Source organism: Rhodopseudomonas sp. RCAM05734 (assembly GCF_052658035.1).
Genome location: NZ_CP199742.1, coordinates 895,462 through 921,120, shown reverse-complemented (window position 1 = coordinate 921,120; position 25,659 = coordinate 895,462). Strand labels below are relative to the sequence as shown.

General features: G+C 61.0%; 20 protein-coding genes and 1 pseudogene. 14 read left to right on the top strand and 7 right to left on the bottom strand.

What is annotated here, in order from left to right; translation table 11 throughout:
- The first annotated feature begins 648 nt into the window (after positions 1–648).
- On the top strand, positions 649–1,251 hold the full coding sequence (locus ACUXVA_RS04565) for a Panacea domain-containing protein (RefSeq protein ID WP_445491031.1): 603 nt from the start codon (positions 649–651) through the stop codon (positions 1,249–1,251).
- A gap of 1,799 nt (positions 1,252–3,050) precedes the next feature.
- The gene (locus ACUXVA_RS04560; protein ID WP_445491029.1) at positions 3,051–3,488 is read left to right on the top strand and encodes a hypothetical protein; all 438 of its coding nucleotides are present in this window, start codon (positions 3,051–3,053) and stop codon (positions 3,486–3,488) included.
- 292 nt (positions 3,489–3,780) lie between these two features.
- Here the strand turns inward: ACUXVA_RS04560 and ACUXVA_RS04555 are convergent, their stop codons facing one another.
- The 3 genes from ACUXVA_RS04555 to ACUXVA_RS04545 form a co-directional block, all read right to left on the bottom strand.
- Positions 3,781–5,385, bottom strand: a complete 1,605-nt coding sequence (locus ACUXVA_RS04555) for a winged helix-turn-helix domain-containing protein (RefSeq protein WP_265081396.1) — start codon at positions 5,383–5,385, stop codon at positions 3,781–3,783.
- A gap of 485 nt (positions 5,386–5,870) precedes the next feature.
- Positions 5,871–6,158: a hypothetical protein gene (locus ACUXVA_RS04550; protein WP_445491027.1), complete on the bottom strand. Its 288-nt coding sequence runs from the start codon at positions 6,156–6,158 to the stop codon at positions 5,871–5,873.
- Between the two features lie 154 nt (positions 6,159–6,312).
- The gene (locus ACUXVA_RS04545; protein ID WP_445491025.1) at positions 6,313–7,191 is read right to left on the bottom strand and encodes a hypothetical protein; all 879 of its coding nucleotides are present in this window, start codon (positions 7,189–7,191) and stop codon (positions 6,313–6,315) included.
- Between ACUXVA_RS04545 and ACUXVA_RS04540 the strand changes: the two genes are divergently transcribed.
- Complete coding sequence (locus ACUXVA_RS04540) at positions 7,123–9,291, top strand: autotransporter domain-containing protein (RefSeq protein WP_445491023.1); 2,169 nt, start codon at positions 7,123–7,125, stop codon at positions 9,289–9,291. The genes ACUXVA_RS04545 and ACUXVA_RS04540 overlap by 69 nt on opposite strands.
- 636 nt (positions 9,292–9,927) lie before the next feature.
- Here the strand turns inward: ACUXVA_RS04540 and ACUXVA_RS04535 are convergent.
- Positions 9,928–10,815 carry a LysR family transcriptional regulator gene (locus ACUXVA_RS04535; protein WP_265081400.1) on the bottom strand — a complete coding sequence of 296 codons (888 nt, stop codon included), beginning with the start codon at positions 10,813–10,815 and terminating at the stop codon, positions 9,928–9,930.
- 130 nt (positions 10,816–10,945) lie between these two features.
- On the opposite strand from ACUXVA_RS04535, the gene ACUXVA_RS04530 reads away from it, so the two are divergent.
- From ACUXVA_RS04530 to ACUXVA_RS04480, 11 genes and pseudogenes are all read left to right on the top strand, one after another.
- Entirely contained in the window at positions 10,946–11,923 is a 978-nt protein-coding gene (locus tag ACUXVA_RS04530) for a Bug family tripartite tricarboxylate transporter substrate binding protein (protein WP_265081401.1), read from the top strand.
- A gap of 32 nt (positions 11,924–11,955) precedes the next feature.
- The gene (locus ACUXVA_RS04525) at positions 11,956–12,822 is read left to right on the top strand and encodes a class I SAM-dependent methyltransferase (RefSeq protein WP_445491020.1); all 867 of its coding nucleotides are present in this window, start codon (positions 11,956–11,958) and stop codon (positions 12,820–12,822) included.
- A gap of 595 nt (positions 12,823–13,417) precedes the next feature.
- Positions 13,418–14,716, top strand: coding sequence for a M20 family metallopeptidase (locus ACUXVA_RS04520; RefSeq protein WP_445491018.1), 1,299 nt, complete (start codon positions 13,418–13,420; stop codon positions 14,714–14,716).
- Between the two features lie 59 nt (positions 14,717–14,775).
- On the top strand, positions 14,776–15,555 hold the full coding sequence (locus ACUXVA_RS04515) for an ABC transporter permease (RefSeq protein WP_265083522.1): 780 nt from the start codon (positions 14,776–14,778) through the stop codon (positions 15,553–15,555).
- Positions 15,556–15,619: 64 nt separating this feature from the next.
- Positions 15,620–16,627, top strand: coding sequence for a taurine ABC transporter substrate-binding protein (locus ACUXVA_RS04510; protein WP_265081404.1), 1,008 nt, complete (start codon positions 15,620–15,622; stop codon positions 16,625–16,627).
- A 106-nt stretch (positions 16,628–16,733) separates the two neighbouring features.
- Positions 16,734–17,459 carry a Crp/Fnr family transcriptional regulator gene (locus tag ACUXVA_RS04505; protein ID WP_265081405.1) on the top strand — a complete coding sequence of 242 codons (726 nt, stop codon included), beginning with the start codon at positions 16,734–16,736 and terminating at the stop codon, positions 17,457–17,459.
- Positions 17,460–17,603: 144 nt separating this feature from the next.
- Positions 17,604–18,359 (top strand): sulfite exporter TauE/SafE family protein, encoded by a 756-nt coding sequence (locus ACUXVA_RS04500; protein WP_265081406.1) that lies wholly within the window; start codon positions 17,604–17,606, stop codon positions 18,357–18,359.
- Positions 18,360–18,398: 39 nt separating this feature from the next.
- Positions 18,399–19,772, top strand: a complete 1,374-nt coding sequence (locus ACUXVA_RS04495; protein WP_265081407.1) for an amidase family protein — start codon at positions 18,399–18,401, stop codon at positions 19,770–19,772.
- A gap of 180 nt (positions 19,773–19,952) precedes the next feature.
- Positions 19,953–20,948 carry an NrtA/SsuA/CpmA family ABC transporter substrate-binding protein gene (locus tag ACUXVA_RS04490; protein WP_265081408.1) on the top strand — a complete coding sequence of 332 codons (996 nt, stop codon included), beginning with the start codon at positions 19,953–19,955 and terminating at the stop codon, positions 20,946–20,948.
- 9 nt (positions 20,949–20,957) lie between these two features.
- Positions 20,958–21,719 carry an ABC transporter permease gene (locus tag ACUXVA_RS04485; RefSeq protein ID WP_265081409.1) on the top strand — a complete coding sequence of 254 codons (762 nt, stop codon included), beginning with the start codon at positions 20,958–20,960 and terminating at the stop codon, positions 21,717–21,719.
- Positions 21,716–22,560: pseudogene (locus tag ACUXVA_RS04480) on the top strand (ABC transporter ATP-binding protein). Before ACUXVA_RS04485 ends, ACUXVA_RS04480 begins: the two are co-directional and overlap by 4 nt.
- Positions 22,561–22,600: 40 nt before the next feature.
- Here the strand turns inward: ACUXVA_RS04480 and ACUXVA_RS04475 are convergent.
- From ACUXVA_RS04475 to ACUXVA_RS04465, 3 genes are read right to left on the bottom strand one after another with little or no spacing between them, the layout of a single operon-like run.
- Positions 22,601–23,578, bottom strand: a complete 978-nt coding sequence (locus ACUXVA_RS04475; protein WP_265081410.1) for a HEAT repeat domain-containing protein — start codon at positions 23,576–23,578, stop codon at positions 22,601–22,603.
- Between the two features lie 3 nt (positions 23,579–23,581).
- Positions 23,582–23,815 carry a 4Fe-4S dicluster domain-containing protein gene (locus ACUXVA_RS04470; protein ID WP_265081411.1) on the bottom strand — a complete coding sequence of 78 codons (234 nt, stop codon included), beginning with the start codon at positions 23,813–23,815 and terminating at the stop codon, positions 23,582–23,584.
- A gap of 29 nt (positions 23,816–23,844) precedes the next feature.
- On the bottom strand, positions 23,845–25,587 hold the full coding sequence (locus tag ACUXVA_RS04465; RefSeq protein WP_265081412.1) for a fumarate reductase/succinate dehydrogenase flavoprotein subunit: 1,743 nt from the start codon (positions 25,585–25,587) through the stop codon (positions 23,845–23,847).
- Between the last annotated feature and the right edge of the window lie 72 nt (positions 25,588–25,659).

The following is a 25,659-nucleotide window of genomic DNA, read 5'->3' as shown; positions in this document are numbered from 1 at the left end:
TGGCCGAGCGCGCGCGGGACCGGCCTGCGCTCGATGGTGCCGCGTTGAACTGATGGGGGTATTTTTCTGGCAGGCAAACACCTGCACTAGCTCGCAGAAGGCCATGAAACCACCGCGCAAACGCCTCTGATCTCAGCCGACCCATCTTAGGTTCCTTTAAATTGATGGTCTGAGGCTTTCCCGTCGCATCGCACACCCTGTTTCGACCTAAGCCCAATGATGCAGAGAACGGCCGTACAGTCCTCGCAATGGGGCCGTGCGCTACGCGCCGCACCCAATCCCCATTGCGTCCCATCAACGTCGGGCCTTCACGGTCGCGGGCGAGCGACACGACGGAAAGACGTCACCGGCACGGCTGAGCTGCCGCGCTTCGCGCCGACACCGTCCAGAATAAGGGGCTCGCTCGCTCCGGAAAATGGCACCTAAAAGCTGCGCAGGGAGCCAAACTTTGAGGATCTGATCGAGGGCATCAGCCGTTAACGATTTCAAAAACATGCTATGCGCAAGGTGATGTGCCGCAATTCGGCCTTGATTCGGCTGCTTCGGTGTGGCCTAGTTCACGGAAGGTTCCTGGTGATTTGCCCGAGAGGCCGGACGCCATACGGAGCAACAGTTCTGGCCTCGCGTTCGCTTGAAGCACGGACCTAAATGGCGACCATGTTCCACAGCAAGGCTCTCGATATGTCGGCTTTCAACGCACGAAAATCCGCGCAGGTGATTGCATTTCTCATTTCGAAAAGTGGTGCAACCAGCATCAATGTCTTGAAGGCTATCAAGCTCGTCTATCTTGGCGATCGCTGCAGCATTGAAAAATTTGGCTTTCCAATTTTGGACGAGACGCGCGTAGCTATGCCGCGCGGTCCAGTCAATTCGACGACCTACAGTCACGTGAACGGGGAATTCGATCTCGATGCATGTGGTTGGTCTGAGTTCTTAGAGGATCGCGCTCAACATCAGATCGGCGCACGCCGAGCCTTCGAGTTGGACGAACTCGACGAGTTGAGCGACGCGGATATCGAGTGCCTCGACGAGGTTTGGGGGCGCTTTGGTCACATGAATCAGTGGCAGTTGGTCGATTATACCCATGACCGCAGTAACGTGCCCGAATGGGAAGATCCAAACGGAAGCTCCAAGCCGATTCCACTCGAACGGATTATGACGCTTTTGAGCATCGGTAACGCGGATGCTCAGGCGGCTCTTGTCGAGGATCACCGGCACATCGACCGCGTATTCAGCTCTCTGCGCTCCTGACAAAAATGGCGTATAGCGTGGATAAGTGCCACACGTTGCTTATGCCATCCGGCACATATGACGATCCGAACAGAAAGCACCTGTTCTTGATCTGCACTGATGTCTGTCCTGCAGGAAAGCACCTCATAGTTTCGATAACGGGGTGGACCAATGATCTCTGCGACGCCACCACGCGCTTGGCACCGGGTTGCCATAAGTTCATCAGAAAAGACTCATACGTTTTTTATCGCAAGGCCCGTATCGAAACGGCAGCGGACTTAGAGGCTGGTGTCGAAGCAGGCCTGTTCATTCCTAACGAGCCCCTCGATCCTGCACTTCTTGCGGCGGTTATGGCGGGGGTGTGCGCCTCAAAGCAGACACCTCGGAAGGTAAAGCTCTACGCGAACTGCCCTTGAACAGCCCGGGGCGTTATGCTCGCGTTTCGCTGTTGACTAGGCTCTCAGGATTTTGGTACCCACGTCGGAAGCCCGAGACGGGGGCATATCTTGTAATATCAACGACTTACGCCGGGTTTGGCAGAGAATCCCACTCTCTCCGCCACGGCCGCTCCGCTTTCAATGCCGCCCGTGGCCAAAGTCGCCAAAAAGCCCAATAAATACAAACTCCCCTCGTAGTGGTACCGTACGAGAGAACGGCCGATTTCTGAGATTTCAGGCTGGAGACGGCTTTTTTCCCAAAGCTTAGTACTGCGGCGGTTTGGTACGGTTTTCAAAGGCAGCCATCTAAGGTGTTTGCAGCCGCGATCTTGCTAACGGTTCGAATCCCTGTCGGGCAAGGGAGCACGCCACGCTCAGTTGGCAGTTTGAGCAATCACGGGCCACCAATGAAACGGATCAAATGACAACTCGGACCGGGCCAAAAGCTCAAGACTATTCGGTCGTCGCAGGCTCGATGGGCCCCCGCCGTGACTTTCGGATCAGTGTCGGATTACGAGAGGGGTGGGACGCCGAAGGCCGCGTCTTCGACGTTTCCGAAGCTGTCCGCACTGCTCATGCCTGGATGAGACGTCGCGTAGAGGCAGGCCAGCCCGCGCTTTCCGGTATGTTCACCCGTGCAGAAGTCGCTTACGCTTGGCCACGTCTCGACGGGTCGGTGGGCTCTGATCGCGAACCTATTGCGCTTTTTACCGGAGAGGCTGTGCACGCCTATCTGGGGCACTTATCCGACGATGCAATTGAGGCGATGTTAAACGAGCTCGCTGTTGAGCTGGGCGCTGCGCTTGGCCAAGAGCGCATGTATGTCACGTTTACTGATCGAACATGGATATTGGACGCTGGCGAACGTTCGAACTAGTACTGCGATTTGCGATGGTTTTGAAAGGCAGCCATTTTAGGTGCCTGCAGCTAAGGTCTTGCTGACGGTTCGAATCCCTGTCGGACGAGGGAGTGCCCCTAAGGCCAATTCCCCATATCGAAGTTCGAATCCTCTCGCCCCAGCCAGCCAGTCCGAGGGTTAGAGATTCTCCCGGTCAAACCGCAGAAAGGTCGCCAATGGCGGGCTTTTGCGTATTCGGAAAGGTCTCTCGGCGGCGAAATTGACCGTGGGTACCGCGAATTCCCGAAAGTCTCCGGTGGACAGTTTCAAAATTCCCGTTTTGGAGAGATTGCGCTTGGAGACTCGGTTCGATCGCCACTGCGGCCCAAACTTGGCACTCAGTTTGAGCAAATTCTCCGGGTCTCGGCCACTTCGTTCGCGTCACCGATGTCCTCGGCGAGAAGTCACCAGACGTCGGCTTCCGTGCAGTCCAGCTCGAAGCGTCTCCGCTCTTTAATGATCCGGTGCAGGCCTCGGAAAAGCTCGTGACGGTCCGGGACTTTCGCACGAACCTGTGGGACCGGCCCAACTTCAGGGTTCGGCGCGTCAATGCCGAAGATCTCTCTCCAAGTCCGACGGGCGTTCGCCGCAATATAGCTTATCGACCGAAGAACAATAAGCTGGGCCGCGTGGCTGGCGAAATATTCGACGTGAAAATCAGGGACGGCAACGACCATCTTTCACTTCCGTATTGCGGACTTGTGACGTCCCGTGGTCGATCGTTCGCGGACAAGCAAAGCGTCGGGGCCCCTGTCATTTCAAAATCCGGTGCTTTATCCGGCTTTATCATGGGGCGTAGCGCCCATGAAAGTCTAATTCTCCCCGTCGACGAGCTGACGAAAGAGCGATCGCTCTCTTTCGTGACCTTCGGCGAAGATTGGCCCAAGGTCCGCATCGCGGACGAGAAGAATCGCGCCTCCTGAGGGACGCAACCGCAACGCTTTCCGATCTGTTGGGTAGCAGAAAGCCAGTCGAAGTAGCATTTGTGACTTCGCCCGCCATCTAGGCGGATCCGATAATATCGCATTGTTCTAGCCATCTGAATCCCAGCCGTTTTCGGATATGGTTTCGATGCATGTAGCAACCTGTGCGGGCAGATGTCATGCGCTCATGGCGGCAGACCGAGTAACCGCTAGTGCGACGCAGCATTTTGCCGCTTGAGATATGGTCCTACCTTGTTGTCATCAGTCGGAGGTCCGCCAATCGGAACCGCGGTCACGCATCGGCGATCAGGCCGGTGCCGGCCGGGACGATGGGCGGGATCGCCGATGCGCCGTGCAGGCGCAGTGCATGGGCGACCAGCCCGCGCATCACATTCGCGCGTGCTGTTCGTGCCATGAGATGACGCGCCGAGGTGAAATAGACGTATTCGAGCGCATTGCGGACGCCGACAGGACCAGCCGCGGTCAGCGCCTTCGTCACGTCCTCGGACAACGGCTGATCGGCGGCCGTCATGGTCATGCCCATCATCACGACGAGTGCGGGCGGGCTGTAGGGGATGTCGTAGGCGAAGGTGTTGGCGGCATCGAGCGCTGCGCGGTCGCCCGACGCCAGTAGCGTGATACATTTCAGCACGCGCATATGCAGCATGAAATCGGACGCCGGATCGGCCATCTCGATGCCGCGGTCGAACAGGATGACGGCTTCCTTGAAGTTGCCCCGCGCCTGCCGCAACTGACCCATCACGGGCAGCGCGGCGGCGAAGTCGGCCGTGCGTGCGAAGGCGCGTTCGGCGATATCTTCGGCCAGGTCGAGATGACCGCGATGAATGAAATACAGCAGCTTGGCGGCCGCCAGCATCAGCAGCGGATTGTTCTCGATGGCCGGCAAGCAATCCAGCACGGTGGCCTCGATCTCGCTCTCAAGCTCGTCGCGTTCCTCGCTGCTGACACCCGTGAAGGGACTGGCGAGAACCAGGCGCGCGAACAGATGCAGGCACCATTGCAGCGCGATGTCGGGATTGGCGGGATTTTGCGCACGCATGGCGCTCAGCTCCTGGCCCTTCTTGAGCCAGGCTGGATTGGACGACGACAGCAAAGTCGACGCCTTGCGCAGGCGGATGTCGAGCGGCTGGTCGGACGGCGTGCCGAGCCCCGCCGAGGCATGGGCCAGCGCGTTTCGCAGCTCCTTGATCGTGCCCTGCGAAACCCGCGTCGCTTCCGACGCAAAGGATGCGCTGTCGGCGAGATCGAGGCGGAACGCCCTGACGATGCGTTTCGACGGCATCTCGCGCAGTGTCGCCGTGCAATCGGGGCGATCGTCGGTGGTCTGAAAGCTCACCTGCAAGACATAGCGCAGCCCGCTTGAGACACTGTGGCGCCAGTCGTCGACGATGACGGTTTTCTGCGCGGGTGACATGCCGGCGGCGATTCCGTCGCGCAAGTGATCGAGCAGCGATAACGCCCGCGTGTCGATGCGGTCGCGTTGCTCGACAAAGGCCGGAACTACTGCGAGATAGGCATCGATCGGTCCCGACAGCGGTGACGCCATGATCGGCACCGCCGATGGTTCGGCGATCCAGACATAACCCTCGCCATATTGCGTGGCGATGTAGCGGGGCGACTTGGCGCTGTCGCCGAGTTTGGCGCGCAGACGGTTGACCAGGAAATCGATGTTGCGGTCGGAAGACTCGTTTTCCGGCGACGCGATCTCCTCGATCAGCCGGCTGCGCGACATCAACTGATGCGGGTTGCGCGAAAAGGCAAGCAACAGTGCCCGCTCGTTGCGGGTGAACTGGATAGTTTTGCTGCCTCGTCGCGCGAATAGGCAGGTCTCGTCCAGGATCAGCTCTCCGAACGAGAGGCCTTGCGCCTTGCTCATACCAAACTCCAGTCGCGCTTTTGGACCGGCACCGAAACCGGGCCTCGGTTTCGAACCGGGCGATTCTGCGCTTGTCCGCTTATACCTTATCCTGCCACCGTCAGGATGCGGTCCGTTGTCTTGCGCACCTTGGTTCCAGGTCGACACGAAGGCCGCCCGATTTTGCCGGCCGGCCTTCACTGCTCGCAAGCAAGGGAGGGCACGGCCCCTGAGCACACCCAGCACGATGGTGCCGACTAAGGCCATGGGCCGCATAGGGCGGCGACGATGCTCTGACTGACGAATTCGGTCATGGGAGGCGCATCTCTGTCGCGTGTTTCAGCGCAGGGCAATGTCGACGACGTCGAATCGAGGCCAGCGTCTCGCACGACATGTGCGGAACCGCGTATCGGCATTCTCACGCTTTTTCTCTGCCACACGCATCGCGTGTGGAATGTTGCGGCAATGTTATGAATTGTTCAGCAATTGTTAGAAGGCGTGCTCTTTCAGTTACTTGCGAATTGTCTTTTGCCGCGCAACACTGATTTTTGGTTGTGAAGGTGCCCCGGTCCGGTGTTGAACTCCCATCCTGAGATGCGCCACGGCGTGGAAGTGACGGGGACGAACATGCAGTTTGGTCGTGGACAAGAGTGGATGCGCAGCGCTGCAGGCGCGGCTTTGGCGTTCGGGGTGTCGGTCTCGATGGCAACACTGGCGCAGGCCGCATGTACGCCGGCAGCCACCGCACCGACGCCTGCGCCGGGCACCACGGTGACTTGCGATTTGACGACCATCGATCAGAATCCTTCTTCGGGCTATGGCACCGGCATTCAAACGGGCATCACGATCGACGTCCTCAATGGCGCGACAGTGCAAGGAACGGGGGGCGCCGGCCGCGGCATCTGGGTCGGAGATGCCACGATCCGCAACGGTGTTGGCGCTTCGATTCTAGGCGGGCTTAGCGGCATCAGTTCGTCCTCGAACGTGACGCTGACCAATCAAGCGGGCGCTAGCATTTCCGGTGGGACCAATGGCGTCGTTTCGACAGCCGGCGCCATCACGGTCGATAATGCAGGAAGCATCACCGCAACAAGTGGGGCCGCCATCGATGCCCTCATCGACATCACGGTGATCAACCGCGCTGGCGGTGTCATTTCCGGTGGGCCAAGCGCCATATTCGCACGCGGTGGCAACGTCACCCTCGACAATGCCGGGAGCATCACGAGCGCAGGTACGACCGTTTCCGCCTTCGATCGTGTGGCGCTGATCAACCGGGCCGGAGCAACCATCAGCGGCAGCATCATTGGAGCCAACGGTGTTGACGTGAATAATTCCGGACACATCGACATCCTCGGTGGCCCGAATCTGAAGGTGGTCAATACCGGGACGGGGTCGATTGGCAACATATTCGGCCTGGGGGGCGCCGATATCGACAATTCCGGAACGGTGGCCGACATCAACACCGTCGGGACGAGCAGTGTGGTCAATCGCGCCGGCGGAAGCATGGGCAACGTTGTCGGGTATGGCAGTCTTGTCAATCACGCTGGCGGACACATAGCAGGCGTCGGTGCCGGGGACATGTCCGTCGATAATTTCGGGACGATTGGGACCATAACGGTGAGCGGCAACTCGCAAATCGTGAACAATGCGGGAGCAAGCATCGCCGGCTCGACGTTTGGTATTCAAGGGTTTTTCGGATTCCCTGCGTCGATCGTCAACGCTGGCACCATCAGCGGCACCACCGGTGCGATACGGGTGATGAACGGCGGCGACACAATCGCCAATCTCGCCGGCGGCAGCATCATTGGCGAGACCTTCGGCGTTCATGCCAATCTCGATGTGTCCATCATCAATTCCGGAAGGATTTCAGGTGCAGCAGCGGCGAGCTACGGCGTTTTCGCGGGCGGCGCGTTGCAACTGTTCAACAATGTTGGAGCCAGCATCAGCGGGTCAGTGTACGGAATTTTTGGAAGCGGTGGCGCATCGATCGTCAACTCCGGAAGCATTAGCGGCGGTACAGCCGCGATCTGGTTCGGCGCCGGCGGCAATACACTCACGCTGACGCCGGGCTCCGCCATCTCCGGCTATGTCGTCGGCTTCGGCGACACGTTGCAACTCGGCGGCATTGGCGCCGCGAATTTTGATATCTCGCAACTCGGCTTTGACCCCACACATAAATATTCTGGCTTCATCACTTTCAACAAGGTCGACAGCTCGCTGTGGACGCTGACCGGCGCCTCGACCTATGCCTACCCCGTCAATGTTAATGGCGGCACGCTCGCGGTGAACGGCAATCTCGCTTCCGCCAGCCTGCTCACCGTCAATCCCGGCGGCATCCTCGGCGGCTCTGGCATTGTCGGCGTCACTGCCATCAATGGCGGCACGCTGGCGCCCGGCAATTCCATCGGCACGCTGACCATCGCCAGCCTGACCATGACGGCGGCCTCGACCTATCTGGTGCAGGTCGAAGGTGCCGCATCGGACAGGACGATCATCACCGGGACTGCCGCGATCGCCGGCAAGGTCAGTGTCGATCCGCTGGCGCGCCTCACATCGACCACGACCTATACGATCATCAATGCGGGCACCCTGACCGGCACATTCGACACCGTCTCCCTCACGAACAATTTCGGCCGCAATGCGCGGCTGAGCTATGCCGGCAACAACGTGCTGCTGACCCTCGATCCCGGCCTGTTGTCGCCGATCCTGCCGGGCAATGCCTCGGTCAATCACAGGAACGTGGCTGCCGGCATCGACAATGCGCTGGAGGGCGGGGCGGCCATGCCGGCGTCGTTCAATGGGTTGTTCCTGCTGGGCGGCAACAATCTGCTCAATGCGCTGACGCAGATCTCGGGCGAGACCTCAACCGGTTCGCAGCAGACCACCTTCGATGCCATGACCCAGTTCATGGGCGTGCTGTCCGATCCCTTCACCGCCGGTCGCGGTGGTCCTGCGCCGACGCCTCTCGCATTCGCCGAAGACGACGCGCTCGCTTATGCGCCGAACGGCCGCAAGCGCACCCGCACCGAACGTGACGTCTTTGCGATGTTCACCAAGGCGCCGCCGCGCGCCTATGAGGCGCGCTGGAACGTCTGGGCTGCCGGCTTCGGCGGGTCGCGCACCACCGATGGCAACACCGCCCTCGGCTCCAACCGCACCACCGGCAACATCGCGGCGGCTGCCGTCGGCGCCGACTACTGGTTCTCACCGTCCACCGTGGCCGGCTTCGCGCTGGCCGGTGGCGGCACCGGCTTCTCGGTTGCGGGTGGCGGCAGCGGCCAGTCCGACCTGTTCCAGGCCGGCGCCTTCGTTCGTCACAGCGTCGCGTCGTCCTATATCACCGCGACCGCGGCTTACGGCTGGCAGGACATCAGCACCGATCGCCTGATCACCGCGGTCGGCACCGAGCGACTGCGCGCGAACTTCAATGCCAATGCGTTTTCCGGCCGCATCGAAGCCGGCAATCGCTGGCTACTGCCGGAGCTCGGTGGCGTCGGCCTGACGCCTTACGCGGCCGTTCAGGTCACGGCTTTCGATCTGCCTGGCTATACGGAGACCTCGGCGAGCGGTGCCGGCGGGTTCGCTCTCACCTATGCCGGCAAGACCGTCACCGCGACCCGCACCGAACTAGGTCTGCGCGGCGACAAGTCGTGGGCCCTGGCGGAAGGGCTGCTCACGCTGCGCGGCCGCGCCGCCTGGGCGCACGACTACACAACCGACCGCAATGTCAGCGCCGTGTTCCAGTCGCTGCCCGGCTCGACCTTCATCGTCAACGGCGCCAGCGCCGCCCGCAACGCCGCGCTGACCTCGGCTTCGGCCGAAATGTCCCTCGCCGGCGGCTGGTCGGTGGCGGCCACCTTCGATGGCGAGTTCTCCGATGTCAGCCGCAGCTACGCCGGCAAGGGCGTCGTGCGGTATGCGTGGTAGCGCCGCGCGGCCCGCGTCGCGGCCACATTTCGATAAGTGTCAGCCTTCCCGATCTCATGCTCGCGAAACGCGGCATGATTTGGTGTTGAAAGCGCCGGAAAAGAGCCTTCTAGAGCGGAATGTCGGCCTCTTAGGAACACTCATTCTACGCTCAGCTAACGCGTCCTTTGCCGTCGATGAGCCATTCCATAACGTCTGATGAGCGAACGACCGGAGTTGGCGGATACTGTTGAAAAAGTCGTTTTGTGCTCCGGGTCGGATTTTCCTAGCCTCACTGGTGAGCCTTGCTCATATTAACCTGAGGGACCACGTTGAATCTCGTAAAATCGATCACGGGCCGCCGAGGATCGGCTGGAGCAATATGCAGCGACAGATCAGATCGAACGAGAGTCTTGACGAGATTTTCTAGGTCGATCGATTTTCGACTTTTTCAACAGTATCGGCGCGGAGCGGGCATTTGGTGAAGGGCCAAGTGCCATCTTCGGACATTGCGGCTGATGCGGAGTACGGGAGTTAGGCGCCACCTCTGATGCGCCTTCCTTATTGGCGGCGAATTCCAGCGGCCATCAGTAATATGAGGCATCGGGACAAATAGCCGACGGTCGGGTCTCATCCCGTCACTCTCATTTCGATCCGTCAGGCCAAAATGGATTTCACCAACTCGCGTTCTGCAAGAATGAAATCGAAAAACGCCGCAATACGCGGGACCTGACGGAGGTCAGGATGCGCCAGCAGGCGCCAGCTTCGAGACAGCTCCGGAATTGGGCCGAGCACGCGTACGAGATCGGGTTCGGCGTCGCCCAGGGACGCGGGGAGGGGCCCAAGGCCCAATCCCGACTTCACGGCATAGATAAGACCCAACACGCTGTTCGTGCGCGCCGACATCTTGACGTCCGGCGCCACGTTCCGCAGCCATACCGATGCGCGGTGCATGCTGAGCGTTTCATCGAAGCCGACAAGCTGATGATTTGGTAGGTCATTCACCGTCGTAGGCTGGCCGTGCTGTTCGACGTAACCCCGGCTCGCATAGACCGCCCAGATCGAATCCGCGACCTTGCGGCCGACAAGTTCGTCGTCGGTATCGCCGGACCGGAAGGCGACATCGGCCTCGCCCTTCGACAGATCGAGGTATCGGTCGCTCGTTACAAATTCAATCCGAAGCTTGGGATGGCGGGTCTGGAAGCGCTCGATGAGGGCGGATTTAGTCATGCGGCCGATGATCGGTTCTGGGCAAGTCACCCGGATCACACCGGTCAGGTCGTTGGCCTCATCGTTGACCCGCCGTTCGAAGTCGGTCACCGCGGCTTCGATGCGCTCGGCGTGGGGTAACAACTCCTCGCCGAATTTTGTCAGGCGATAGCCTGACGGGTGACGCTTCACCAGCGGCTGCCCGATCGCGCGCTCCAGTTCGACTAAGCGCCGCTGTACCGTCGATTGACTAAGCCCCAACGATTTCCCGGCGGCGATCGTGCTGTGGTGTCGGGCCACGGCGAGAAAATACTTCAAATCGTTCCAATCGAACATGGTGCGATTATGCACTTCTGCGGCGGGGGACCGCAATCCTGCGGCTTACGACGGTGGCATTGGACGTCTAGGCTTTTTATGAGGACGCCAACAGGCGTTCCCTGGCGGCCTAGATATCCGGGAGATCGAGATGAAGAGCCTTGTACACCCGCTGATATTGGGGGTGGTGACGACCGCCCTCGTATCGTCGGCCGTCGCGCAGCCAGCAAGGGCTGAATGCTCGCAGCCCGTCAAAATGATCGTGTCATACCCGCCGGGGTCGCCAGACGATGTGATCGCGCGAATCATGGCGCAAAAGCTCTCCGAGGCGGGCGGGCGGTTCTATGTCGAGAATCTCCCCGGCGCCGGCGGGATGATCGGCACCGCGACGGCCGCCAAGGCGTTGCCGGACGGCTGCACCATGGTCATCGTCAATCAGAACTTCGTCGTTCAGCCCGCGATCGGCGAAAAGCTTGCCTACGAGGTTCCCGACAGTTTTACGCCGGTCACACTATTGGTCGCGGCGCCCGAAACGATTTCGGTCAACCCGTCCGTGCCCGCTACCACCATCAAGGAACTTGTTGCGCTGGTGCATGCGAGCCCCGCCAAGTACAATTACGCTTCGCCCGGTTATGGTTCTTCGCCGCATCTCGCAAGCGAGCGGCTATTCAAACACACGCTCGGGCTCGACGTCGTGCACGTCCCGTTCCAGGGCGGGCCTCCGGCCGTGACCTCAACGGTTGCCGGTCACACCCAGATTCTGCACCTCACCCTTCCGATCGTTGCCCCGCTGGTGCGCGACGGCAAACTTCGTTTGCTCGCAATTGCCGACAAGACGCGCGCTCCAGAATTTCCCAGCATTCCCACGCTGGAGGAGGCAGGCATACCGAACCACGAGGTCGGATTCTGGGACGGGATATTGCTGCCGAAGGGAACGCCTGACGACATCGTCGAACTCAGGCATCGGCAAATTGGTCAGATCATGGCGTTGCCGGACGTGCGGGATCGGTTGGCAGGGCTTGGATATACGCCGATCAATGGCTCGCCGAACGCGTTCGCGGCGCATCTGCAGACCGAGCTAAGCAAATGGAAAGCTATCGTCCGCGACGGCAACATCAAACCTGAATAATCCGATCTGAAACGAGTTCGAAAGCGCGTGCCATGAACATAGAGTTTTCCGTCGACCCTGATGTTGCCACGGCGGCGATGCGCGCGCAGTGGGACCAGGCGGCCCGGGGCTGGCGCGACTCCGGCGCCGTCATTCGGCCGTGGCTGCAGCAGGCGACGCAGGCCATGCTTGGAATGGCCGGCGTTAAACCCGGCGCCCATGTCCTCGATGTGGCCGCCGGCGCCGGAGACCAGACCCTTGATATCGCCGAGCGGGTTGGTCCAGACGGCTACGTGCTGGCCACGGATTTATCGCCCGAGATTATTCAATTCGCAGCGCAGCAGGCTACTGCCGCGGGTCATCGCAACGTCGAGACGCGCGTTTCGGACGGACAGAACTTGCAGGTCGAGGACACCAGATTCGATGCGGTGGTGTGCAGGCTAGGCCTGATGTTTTTCGGCGACCCGTTACAGGGATTGCGTGAAATGGCGCGGGTGCTCAAACCCGGTGGCGGCGTCTGTACCATGGTGTTCGGGTCGCCCCAGGCCAATCCCTGTGTGACGACGCTGATGTCGACGGCGCTCGGGCACGCCGGCCTGCCGCCGCGCGATCCGTTTCAGCCCGGCGGACTGCTCAGTCTCGGCAAGCTCGGCCTGATCGATGACCTGTTCAAGGGGGCGGGATTCCGCGAGGTCGTGACCACCAGCGTTGCAGCGCCGTTTCACCTCCCGACCGTCAAGGACTACATGAAATTCGTACGAACATCGGCGGGGCCGATCGTCGAGATATTGAAGAGCCTTGACGGCGTTAAGGCTGAAGCCGCATGGGCGGATATGGAGCAAGTTCTCAGTCGATATGAAACGGCCACCGGGTGGGAAGGTCCAAATCAAATGTTATTGACGGCCGCAAGAAAATTGTAGACCCCCTCCATGAGGGACAACGGTCGTTCGTTTCATACGGTCGCTTCTGACGCAAAGCTGCCATCCAGTTAGCGAGCTCTAATGTTACAAGCGCAGGGGGCGTTCGGTGGACGCAGTGGTCTGTGAAGATGGCGAGCTGCATTCACAGAATTCACGACCGTCCACAGCATTGAATCTTCCATAACAGTTGATGGACGAATGCTGATGCTTTGCGTGGGCGGCTGCTCTATCGGCCTATCGCCGACCTTCACGCCGCAGCGCGACGGTATCAAAATCGTGGTTTTATCAGTGCCTCCTTCGCTTGCAGGCCGCGACCGCGTCTCGGGATACGGCGGGTTGGCTGGATTGACGCGTCGCCCGCGTCAAAAGCCGGAGAGTTGCCGGTAGATCGCCCTACCAAGCGCAGCCGGTGGTGCTCGGTTGGCAAACGTGAGTTCAAGCGCAAAAATTTGCATTCCTTGCAACGGGTTTAAGGCATTGGAATTCGGACACAATCCTGCACAAACCGCGCGGCGATGCTGGTGGCATGCGGAGTGCATTGAGACATGCGTGGTCTCCTGTGACGCCCTTCGGCGTCCTGCTGGTCGAATGGCTCATGAATATGACGGTCCCCCCTATCCTCAGCTCTATGGAAGCCGATGTTTTGTCGCGGATCACCGAAGAGCGGTGGCTCGAACTGACGACGGAGCTGATCCGTACCGGTCAGCCGCGCTCGGGCAACCCGCTCGATCCTGATCTGCCGCCGGCGGAGGAAGAAGCGATATCGATGCTAGTCGCCGGTAAGCTGGAAGCAATCGGGATGGAGGTCACTAAGCATTCGGCGCAGCCGCATCGGCCCAATGTGCTTGGCGTTCTGAAGGGACGGGACGGGGCGCCTTCGCTGATCATCAACGACCATCTCGACACCTATCCGGTCGTGGAGCCGGAAAAGTGGCACATGACCGACTTTGATCCGTTTAAGGCCACACGACATGGCGACCTGCTTTATGCGCGGGGAACGTCGGACACGCGCGGCAACCTGGCGGCATCGTTGCTCGCAGTCCAGGCTTTGGTCGAGGCCGGTGTCGTCCTCGATGGCACGCTGATGTGCTGCTACACCGTCGATGAGGAGCGCAACGGGACCGAAGGCTCCATCTACATGTTGCAGCAGGTCGGCCTCACCGCAGATTATGAAATCACTGCGGAGCCGACCGCGTGGGGCGATGTGGCGGACGACTGGGGCATGAATCTGTCGGTGGCTAATTCTGGTCACTGCTTGATCGAGGTCACGGTCAAAGGCATCAAATCGCACATCTGGCGTCCCGATATCAGCATCAATGCGATCACCGAGGCCAGCCGGCTGCTGCCGCAGTTGAAGGCGATGGCGTTTACCCACGTGCCGGCCGGCTTCATGGGGCACACCCCGCCTTGCTGTTCGGTTGTGCGAATTCGCGGCGGTCTGGCTGGCGAAATGCAATTCTCGCCGGATGCCTGCACCATCACGCTGGCCGTGGTCGGCATCGTGCCGGGCATGACGCTGGCCAGCGTGATTGCCGACATCGAGCAGGCCGCCCGCGACACGTTCGCGGGCCATAACGAGATCGGCGTCGATGTCCGGCAGGTGCCGGGCTCGCTGTTCGTCAATGCCACCGAACCGGTACCGATCGAGGAAGAACCCTGCAAGTCGCTGCGTGCGGTCTACCGCCAGCCGATGGGCCGCGAGCCCGGGGTCAACCGCAAGAACGCCTTCAACGACACGATCCGCTTTCGCGAGGCCGGCATCAATGCGGTGACCTTCGGTCCCGGCGAAGATGGCTGGGCGGTCGACAACGAGAACATCTCCATCACCAAGGCGGTGATGGCGACCAAGATCTACGCGCTGACCATCATGAAAGTGCTGGGGCTGCGGATGTAATGGCGGATCCTGGAGCGTCCTTGAGCGGGCCGCGCACCAACAGCCCTGGCCGGTTGCGAATGCCGCAGGTGTCGCGGTCCTTCCTGCTGTCGTCCCTGTCGGTTGCGGTCTTGCTCGGCACCTGGGTTCTGGTCACCGAGATGGGCTGGGCGAACGAATTGTTCCTACCGAAACCGCAGTCGGTCTGGGCGGCATTCGTCAAAACGCTGACGCGCGGTTATCAAGGCTCGACGTTGATGGAGCACATTGGCGCCAGCCTGTACCGCATCCTGGTGGCGTTCGCGCTCGCCTGCCTGGTCGGGATCCCCTTGGGGGTGCTGATGGGCGTGTCGCGCGATGCGCGATCGTTGCTTAATCCGCTGATCGAATTCTACCGGCCGCTGCCGCCGCTCGGGCTCTACACGCTGCTGGTGATGTGGCTGGGTATCGGCGAGACATCCAAACTATCGCTGCTGTTCCTAGCGGGATTGCCCGGCATCGTGATCTCGACCATTCAGGCCGTCTCGACGATTGATCCGATTTACGTACGGGCCGCCAAATCGCTCGGTGCCACGCGACGCGTCTTGGTGTTCGAGGTTTACCTGCCTGCCGCGGGCCCGATGATCCTTGCCGGCATGCGGATCTCACTGGGCTTCATCTACACCGTGCTGGTTGCAGCGGAAATTGTCGCCGCCTCCGCCGGCATCGGCTGGATGATCTGGGATGCCGCCAAGTTCCTGATGTCCGACATCGTTATCATGGGCCTCATCGTGCTCGGGCTCACCGGCGTCGCGCTGGACTTCGCGATGCGCTGTGTCGGACGCGTGTTGATGCCCTGGACTTACCGCTCGCTTAGCTAAATTCCGGGCCGCCGAAAGGGGAGGTGGCCCGGTGCAAAACGTCCCCGTATTTCAGGAGAGAACGATGAAGAGACTGCTCGCTTCACTCGCCACTGCGACGGCCGTTCTGACCAGCGCGGCATTCGCGGCCGACAAGCCAACCAAAGTGACGGTCGGTTATCTCAACCTGGTCAACGCGCAGCTCGTCACCAAGAACCTTGGCTTGCTTGCCAAGGAGATGCCGGGCGTCGAGATCAAATATGTCAAGGTGGGCGGCGGCGGCGATATGCTGCGGGCCATCGCTGGCAGCGACGTCGATTTCGGTGGCCTCGGTAATCCGCCGACTGCAATCGGCGCCACGCGCGCGCTGCCGATAAAGGGCATCCTGGTGCTCAACATGCTCGACTACGTCGAGTCGATGGTTGTCCGGACTTCGAAGAATATCAAGTCGCTCAAGGATCTGAAAGGCAAGACGGTCGCAGCGCCATTCGGCTCGACGACCCATTACCTTCTATTGCAGGCGCTCAAGAAGGAAGGCGTCGATCCATCGTCGATGAAGATCCTGGACCTGCCACCGGCGGACATCGCCTCTGCCTGGCTCCGCGGCGACCTCGACGCCGCGTGGTTCTGGGAGCCCAATCTCGACAAGACTGTCAAGAACGACGGCAATATCCTGATCACCTCCGGCGACATGCTCCGGAAAGGCTACCCGACGTGGGACATCGGTGTGGTCATGAATGCATTTGCCGAGAAGTACCCAGATTATGTCGTTAAATTTGTCAGGGCGGAATGCGCGGGGATCGATTTCTGGCTGAAAAATCCGGAGAAGACCGCCGAAATCATCGCTGACGAGCTTTCGTTGCCGATCGCGGATGCAACGCGAATGATGAAAGGGACGTCGATGGTTGCGTGCGACAAGCAACTGACTGCGCCCTATCTCGGGACGTCCGCGAAAAAGGGTGAGTTTGTCGATACGTTGCTGGCGACCGCCGATTTTCTTGTAAAGCAGGAAAGGCTGCCCAAGCTGCTGCCGCGCAAGGACTTTGAGGCCTTTATTGTGCCCGGCTATGTCGAGAAAGTGCTGGGCAAGTAATCGCCGGAAACATCGATCGGGCGGGGCACGCGACGACGTGCTCCGCCTTGCCAAGTGGGGGGATAGTTCATAGCCTTTCGGACGATCACGCTGATCTGGAGAACGTATGGTTCGCAACGCAGGCAATCTGGCCCATGGAGCCGCTTGTCCTGGCGATGCGCGCGATGTGAGGGTTGATCGTTACCTGCTCAAGGCGTTGGCCAGGCCCGATCTCGATCTGGTCATGTCGACGGGCGCCGTCTTCACCTACGAGAATCGCGACTATCTGCTGCGTGAGGGTGAAACCGGTGACGGCATCTATATCATCCTGAGCGGTGTGGTGGAGAGCACCTTTACCGGCCAACACGGCCGCGAATTGATGCTTGCAACCTGGCATGAGGGAGACTTTGTGGGCGCACCCTATGTGCTCGGCGATCACCGCCACAGTTGGTCGGCAAGGTCGCTGGGGCGGGTCGAGGCGCTGCACCTCGATCAGGGCGCCATCCGCAGGCTGATCGGGCTGTCACCGGCGTTCGCCGTAGCGCTGATCGAAAGCCTTGGATTCAAGGGCGAAACCTATTCCGCGCTGGCCCAGATGCTGGGCGGCCAGAAAGTCGGCGAGCGGCTGGCCCTGTTGCTCCTCAATCTGTGCGAGAACGCCGCCACGTTGGGCGGCAACTCGGTCTCGTTGGGGCGTATTACACAAGCGAACCTAGCAAGAATGATCGGAGCGACGCGGCAATCGATCAGCCTTGCCTTGAATCGTCTGGAGGACGAAGGCGTCATTACTGCGCACGCGACAACGATGGTCGTTAACGACATCGCCGAGTTGAGGCGCGAGGCGGGCCATTGATCCGAGTGCCTGACGCCGGCACGACGACTTTAGCGACCGGCCTGACAATTAATTGCTCCTTTTTGCCATGGAAGTATCCCACCGTTCCGCCGGGAGGGACATGCGTTCTTCCGCCATGGGCAGATCGTTTTCGGCCACCAGTTGATGATCGAAATATCGATTGAGCGGGATCTTTTGGTCATTTTCATCGCAGGAATCTTCGGAGGAATTGTTCGCGGCTACTCGGGATTCGGCTTCGCGCTGGCGGCGATGCCGATCCTGACCATCGTGGTCTCTCCGGCTATCGCGGTGCCTGCGGTCTTCCCGCTGGAGTGCCTGATCGGGCTTTCGACCTTGCCGCGCGAGCAGGTTAACGTGGATCTGAGCGTGCTCAAATGGCTGGCTCTCGGGTCGTTGATCGGCACGCCGCTCGGCATCGGCGTTTTGTCTCTGATGCCGGCAAACCCGATGCGTCTTGCCGTCGCTCTGGCGGTCGGGGCGGCGACGTTCAGAGCCTGGCGGGGGATGCGGGAAACCATGGCCGAGAACCCCTCGAATCTGGCCTTAATCGGCTTCCTGTCGGGCTGCCTCAATGGCGGGACGGGTCTGAGCGGGCCGCCTGTGATTGTTTCCCTGCTCGGCAGCAACATGCCGGTGATCGCGGCGCGCGCCACATTAATTGCCTTCATCGCGATGAGCGCAGGGTTTGGCGTCGTTCTCTCCGCCGCGCACGGAGCTTATTCGCTGCATGTCGCGCGCATCAGCCTCATGATGGCGCCGGCGGCGGCAGCGGGCTGTGCGCTTGGCCTGTTCGCCTTCTCCTATGGACCGCGCCATTGTTATCGTTCGATTTCGCTCTCGCTTCTCGCCGTCGCCATGACCATTGCCGTTGTTACGGCGACCCTCGCCATGATCAATTAAATCGCAATATGTGCGGCAGCCTGCCCAAGGAAATTCCACATGGACCTCGCGTTGATCGACTTCAGTTTTGCTTCAGTTCGTTCGGCACTGGCGCGCGGCGTATCGGCCGATAGGATCGTCGAGGAAGCCTGCCGCCGCGCGCAAGCCTGCGCGGAGGATGGCATATTCACCTCGCTCGTCCCGCCGGCGCAGGCCACCGAGCGGGCCCGGCAGTTGCAAGCCAGGGCCGATGCCGGTGAAAATCTGCCTCTGCTCGGCCTGCCGTTTTCGGTCAAGGATAGCATTCACGTTGCCGGGATGATCACCACCAGCAACTGTGCGGCGCTGCAATTGAAGCCGGAGGACTCCGCCTTTGCCGTCACGCGCCTGGAGGACGCCGGCGCGGTCCTGATCGGCAAGAACACGCTGGACCAGTTCGCCACCGGCCTGAACGGGACCCGAAGCCCCGAGCCGCTGTGCCGCAATGCGATCAACCCGGCCTACATTCCTGGCGGCTCCAGTTCCGGCTCTGCGGTCGCTGTGGCGCGTGGTATCGTCGCGTTTTCGCTCGGGACGGACACTGGTGGCTCGGGGCGGGTGCCCGCGGCTTGCAACGGCATCATTGGCCTGAAGCCGACCATCGGTCTCGTGAGCTCGCGTGGACTGCTATACAATAACCGTTCGTTCGACTGCATTCCGGTGTTTACGACACTGTGCGACGAGGCTTACGAAATTCTCGAACACATCGCCGGATTCGATGTCGAGGACCCGCTCAGCCGCAGCGATGCGGATGCCATCGACCTGCAGGCCCGGCCGTCGGAGCCGCTGACGATCGCTGTTCCGCGTGCGGACCAGATGACGTTCTTCGGCGATGAGGAAGCGCGCAGGACGTACGAGGTCAATCTCGCGCTGCTGCAGTCGATGGGGCACCAGTTGCGGCCCATCGACTTCACGCTGTTCGAGGCGGCGGGCCGTCTGGTCTTTCAGAGCGCCATGGTCGCGGAACGCCTGATCGACTACAAGGACGTCGTCGAAAACCATCGGGACGCCATTCATCCGGCGGTTTGGGCTGCGGTCGAGCCCGGCTTCAAATACACCGCGATGGACGCCTTCGAGACGCTGTATGCGATCAAGGCGCTGCAGCGCAAAGCACTCCTGCTGCTCGAGGGATGCAGCGCCATGGTGGTGCCGACCGTGCCGACTGTGTTCACCATCGATCAGATGCTGGCGGACCCGATGGCGCTCAATACTGCGATGGGCACCTATACCTATTTCGTCAATCCGCTGGACATGTGCGCAGTGGCCGTTCCCGGCAAGGCTCGCGCCGACGGCCTGCGCTCTTCACTTTGCTTCGTCGCACGCTCAGGGGCTGATGGCCTGGTGCGGACGCTCGGGCGCACGTTCGAACGACAGGTCGCAGCCACGGGACAATAGTTCCACGACATGCTGCGGCTCTGGAACGAACGTGTCGTGCCGCATCGCCAGGCGTGCCGGCGACTGCTTTTGCCAGTCGGCGTCACTGCTTCGACCGGCCGGTGTCGATTAATTGCTTTGGCATTTTTGGCGGTGAACTAGCTTACCGCCTACCAAACCTCGAATGGTCCGGAGCTTCGTATGTTGGACGTCAGAACGGCCGCCTTCACTGCTGCGATCTTGCTTGCGTCGGTCTTTCGACCGGATCCGGCGTCTGCCGAATTGCTGAAGGCAAGGCTCGCCCAGAATTTGGGTCCGATCTCCGGCGTCGTCATCGTCGCCAGGGAGCAAGGCTTTTTCGAAAGGCGCGGGCTCGATATCTCGGTCAGCAACTTCACCTCGGGGAAGCAATGCCTCGACACCGTGGTCGGTGGCGGTGCTGACATTGCCACAACGGCGGAGGCCCCGGTGACGGCGGCGGCGATGGCCGGTCAGTCGATCGCCTTCCTCGCCCGCATGGAATATTCCGACCTCAAGACGATCGTGGCCAGCAAGGCGGGCGTCAAGAGCAAGGCCGACCTCAAGGGCAAGAAGATTGCGTTCACCGCCGGGACCGGAAGCGAGGTCTATACGTTGGCGTTGCTGGCGAGTGCCGGGTTGAAGAAGGAGGATGTCACGCTGGTCAACCTGCGACCGCAGGAGATGCTGCCAGCGCTGGTGGCCGGCAGCATCGATGCTTTCGATACCTGGGAGCCGCACATTGCCAATGCCAAGAAGACATTGGGACCGGACGTGGCGCAGATCGACACCAAGGGCATCTATTCGGAGACGTTCAATATCGTCGTGATGCGTGACTATCTGGAAAAGAACGGCCCTCTGGTTGAGAAATTCCTGGCCGCCATGCTCGATGCGGAAGCCTGGATGAAGTCCAATCCGGAGGAGGCGATCACGGTCGTCTCAAAGGCCGTTGGGATCAAGCGCGAAGAACTGGCACCGATCTGGACGGACTATGTCTATCAGGTCACGCTGGACGACAAGCAGATCGACATTCTCAAGGCTCATGCGGCCTGGCGGCTCGCGAGCGGAAATCATCCGCCGGGCGCAACGATGCCGGACTTTCTCAAGGTGCTGGAGCCTGGTCCGCTGAAGAAGCTCGATCCGACCCGCGTGACCTACTCCGGCCAGCGCGGCGGCTAGAGATCGGCGATGACCAGCGGGCAAGCGCAGCGCCTCAATACGGCGATCTCGATATTGTCGATTCCGTTGTTTTTCGGCGTCTGGGAGCTGGTTTCGCGTTCCCACATCGTCAACATCGTGCTGTTCCCGCCGCCTTCGGTGGTCGCAGTGGCGATGGTCGAGTGGATCAAGAGCGGCCAGTTCGCCATTGACCTTGCGGTCAGTGTCTATCGGGTCGTGGCCGGCTTCCTTCTCGGGGCGTCTGTCGGCGTCGTCTTCGGGGTTTTGACCGGTCAGTTCCAGCTGTTTTCCAGCCTGTTTTCCCCGATCTTCCATATCCTGCGGCCGATCCCACCGATAGCCTTCGTACCGATCGTGATCCTGTGGTTCGGGTTGTCCGAGACCGGAAAGATCTTCCTGGTGTTCTGGGGCGTGTTCTTCACGGTTTGGCTAACCACCCACATCGGCGTGCAGAAGATCGATCGCGGCCTCATTCGCGCGGCGCTGATGCTGGGTACGCCCCGGCGCCGCATGCTCGGTGAGATCGTCCTGTTCGGGGCCTTGCCCTATATCGCGGTTGGCCTGCGGAACGCCGTCAGCATTTCCTTCTACACACTGGTGGCCGCCGAACTCGCCGGGTCGCTGGCCGGGATCGTGTACCGCATCGAAATTGCCCAGCAGAACCTGCAGACCGGGCAGGTGATGGGCGGCCTCGTCGCGCTGGGGGCCGTCTCCTTCCTGGCTGATCGCGGCTTCGCCGCCTTGACCCAGCGTCTGGTATGGTGGCGATGACATTGCAACTGGTCACTAACTCCCTGAAGGTTCAAGACAGCACGGCGTCTGCGGTGCTGGAAATCGATGTCGACGACGTCAGCATTGTCTTCGACTCGGCGAAGGGTCAGCTCGTTGCGGCCGACCGTGTCTCGTTCCAGATCAGGCGTGGCGAATTCGTCTGCCTGCTCGGCCCGTCCGGCTGCGGTAAGTCCACCGTCCTCAATACGATCGCAGGGTTCGAGACGCCCTATTCCGGCCAGGTGAGAATTGGCGGTGTCCCGGTGACGGGACCGGGCCCGGACCGAGGCATGGTGTTCCAGCAGCCCCATCTGTTTCCCTGGAAGTCGGTGCGCAGCAACATCGCCCACGGGCCCAGCATGCTGGGCAAGACGGCCAGGGAAGCGACCGCGATCGCCAACGACCTAATCGCCATGGTCGGCCTCAACCGGTTCGCCGATGCCTATCCACACACGCTGTCGGGTGGCATGCAGCAGCGCGTCGCAATTGCCCGCGCCCTGGCCAACCGGCCGGCTGTGCTGTTGATGGATGAGCCGTTTGGTGCGCTCGATGCGCAAACCCGGATTGTCATGCAGGAGAGTCTGCTGGCGCTCTGGGGGCAGGTCAGCACCACCATCGTCTTCGTCACCCACGACATCGACGAGGCCATCTTCCTGGCCGACCGGGTTTTGCTCATGAGTGCCGGTCCCGGCCGAATCCTGCGCGATCTGCGTATCGACCTGCCGCGGCCGCGATCCGGCGAAGTCGTGCTGGACAGCGCCTACATCGGCTTGAAAAAGAGTGCCTAGACCTCATTCGCACCGAAAGCCGGCGTTCCTTCGAACAGCAGGCGATCAGCTAGAGTTGCGCTGCGAGTTCGCAACGTAACCAGGGGTGATCGGTCAGGATCCGGTCGCGCTCTGATTGGCGTGGATGCGCTGCATCGCCCAGCGCGCGTTCTTTCGGACCTCGGGGTCGGCGTCATTGGCGATTGGCTCGAGGAACTTGAGTCCAGCGGGATTGGCGATTTCACCGAGTGCCGCCGCGCCTTCCTTGCGCAGGTTGGCTTGGGCGTGACCGATGCACGCGCCGATCGCGGACACGGCGCGCGCGATCTTCATTTTGCCGAGGCTGCGTACCGCCTTCAGGCGCACTTGCCAGTAGTCGTCCGCAATGGCGAGAATGAGCGCATCCGCGGCCTGCATGCAGTTGATATTGGTGCCGAGGGTCTCGGCCGCGATTTCGCGGACCATCCAGTCGGGGTCGGACAGCGCGCGGGTGATCGATTCCGTCGCGGGTTTCATATGCGAGAATGCCAGCGCGCTGACGGCGGCGCGGCGGACATGTGGATCGGCATCCGACGTCGCCGAGGTCAAGGCAGGGATGGCCTCCTCCAGCTTGAGAAATCCGATCACGCCGATCGCCTGCACCCTCACCGAGGCGTCGACATCGTGAAGTGCTTCGAGCGCTGGCTTGAGCGAATCCGGACGACGCAATTCTTTCAGCGACCGCAGCGCCGCCATGCGCACGAACGCATGCGGATGGGCGACGAGCGGCAGGATGGCGTCGCCGCTGGCGGAGTCCTTCAGCTCGGCCATCGCGTCTGCTGCGGCTGTTGCGACGGCTTGCTCGTGATCGACGACCACCCTGGCCAGAGCGGCGGCGGCGGCGGGACCGTCGAATTCGCCGAGCGCCAGCGCCACCTGCTGGCGAACCCCGGCGTCGGGATCGTCGATCATGCCCGCGAGGTGGGCGACGGCTGCCGGATCGCCGGAATGGCCGAGCGCGATGATCGCCACGCGCCGCTCACCGGCATCGGCGGCATGCAGGCGATCGTCGATGTCGTCGAGGTCGTCGTAGGATTCAAACGGATCGGCCATGATTCACCTCAGGAGATAGGGGATATTGACCTTGACGGCACCCGTCGGGCAGTCGGCTTCGCACGGCATGCAGTACCAGCATTCGTCATAGGCCATATAGGCCTTCCCGGTCATGTCGCTGATGCGCAGCACGTCGAGCGGACAGACGTCAACGCAAACCGTGCAGCCCTTGTCAGCGATGCATTTGGCGTCGTCGACGACGACCGGAACGGAGGTTTCACAACTGGCGAGGGGCATCGTTTGAATCCTTGAAATTGTTGCGGACGTCAGGCGCTGGCACGCACGCGCTGCTTATCATACAGGTCCTTCTCGTCGTCCGCGATCGGGACGATGTAGGGCTCGACGGCACGCTTTTCGCTGCTCATCTTGCCGTCCTTTTTGCTCAACAGCGTGTGGCAGAACCAGTCGGCGTCGTTCTTCTCCGGGTAGTCGGTGCGCAGGTGGTAAAGGCCCCAGCGGCTTTCAGTGCGGTACAGTGAGGCATGCGCGGCCATGTCCGCGCAGTCGAGGATCGAATGGGTTTCCAGCGCGCGCAGGAGCTCGTGCGAGTTGCGCGCAATCATCTGCGTTTCCATGTCGTCGCGAACTTCGCCGAGTCGTTTCTGGCCAATCTCGAACTTCCTTGTTACTTTCGGTGGCTGCAGGTAGTCGTTAACGAGGCGTCGCGCCTTGTACTCGATCTGGTTGGGCGGGATGCCGTCCTCCCGCTTGGTCGGTGCCATCACGCGGTCGCGCTCGATCGCCACGTCGCTTGCGTCGAACGTCGCGAAATCGACGTTGTCGGCATACTCCATCGCATGTTCGCCGGCGACCGAACCGTTGGTGAAGGCGCCCAGCATGTAGTTGTGCGGTACGCTGGCCATGTCGCCGGCCGCGTAAAGGCCCGGCACCGTGGTGCGAGCAAATTCGTCCACGAATACACCCGACGCGCTGTGGCCGGAGCAGAAGCCGATTTCGGAGATATGCATTTCGATCGGCTCGTGACGATAATCCGTGGTGCGGCCTTCGTGGAAAATGCCGCGCGTGGGCCGCTCCACCTTGTGCAAGGTGGTTTCGATCTCGCTGATCGTGTCCTCGTGCAGATGGTTGAGCTTCAGGAACACCGGGCCCTTGCCCGACTGCAGCTCGTTATAGAATTCCAGCATCATCTGGCCGGACCAGTAATCACATTCAATAAAGCGTGCGCCCTCGTTATTGGCGGTGAAGGCGCCATAGGGCCCCGCCACATAGGCGCAGGCCGGACCGTTATAGTCCTTGATCAGTGGATTGATCTGAAAGCACTCGAGGTTCGCGAGCGCGGCGCCGGCGTGATAAGCCATCGCGTAGCCGTCGCCCGAATTGGCGGCGTTCTCGTAGGTGCCGAACATGTAGCCGGATGTCGGCAGGCCGAGGCGGCCGGCCGCGCCCATGCACAGGATCACGGCCTTGGCCTTGATCACCAGGATTTCAGCGGTGCGGGTGTTGACACTGACGGCGCCGGCGATGCGGCCGTCGCCGCTTTTCAGGAGGCGCGTCGCCATGTAGCGGTTCGAGATCAGGATGCGGGCACGACGCAACTGGCGATAGAGCGCTTTCTTGACCGTCTCGCCATTGGGCATTGGCAGCACGTAGGTGCCGATATGGTGCACCTTCTTCACGGCGTAGTCGCCGTTCTCGTTCTTGAGGAAGCGAATGCCGAAGCTGTCGAGTTCCTCGATAATCGAGTAGCACTTTTCAGCGTATTTGTAGACGGCCTTCTGGTCGACGATGCCGTCATTCGCGATGGTGATTTCCTTTGTGTACTGCTCGGGCGTCGCGTAGCCGGGGATCACCGCATTGTTGAGGCCATCCATGCCCATCGAAATGGCGCCGGACCGCTTCACGTTGGCTTTTTCCAGCAGCACCACATTGGCCTTTGGATTCTTCAGCTTGGCCTTCAGCGCGGCCATCGGGCCCGCGGTGCCGCCGCCGATCACCAGCACGTCGCAGGACACCTCCGAGAGGCCATCCAGAATTTCGTCCATTGCCATCGTTCGATCCTTCGCCTGATGAGGAGCAGGTTCCGTCCATCCGTTCGAATGGCGCGATGGTCAGGATAGGCG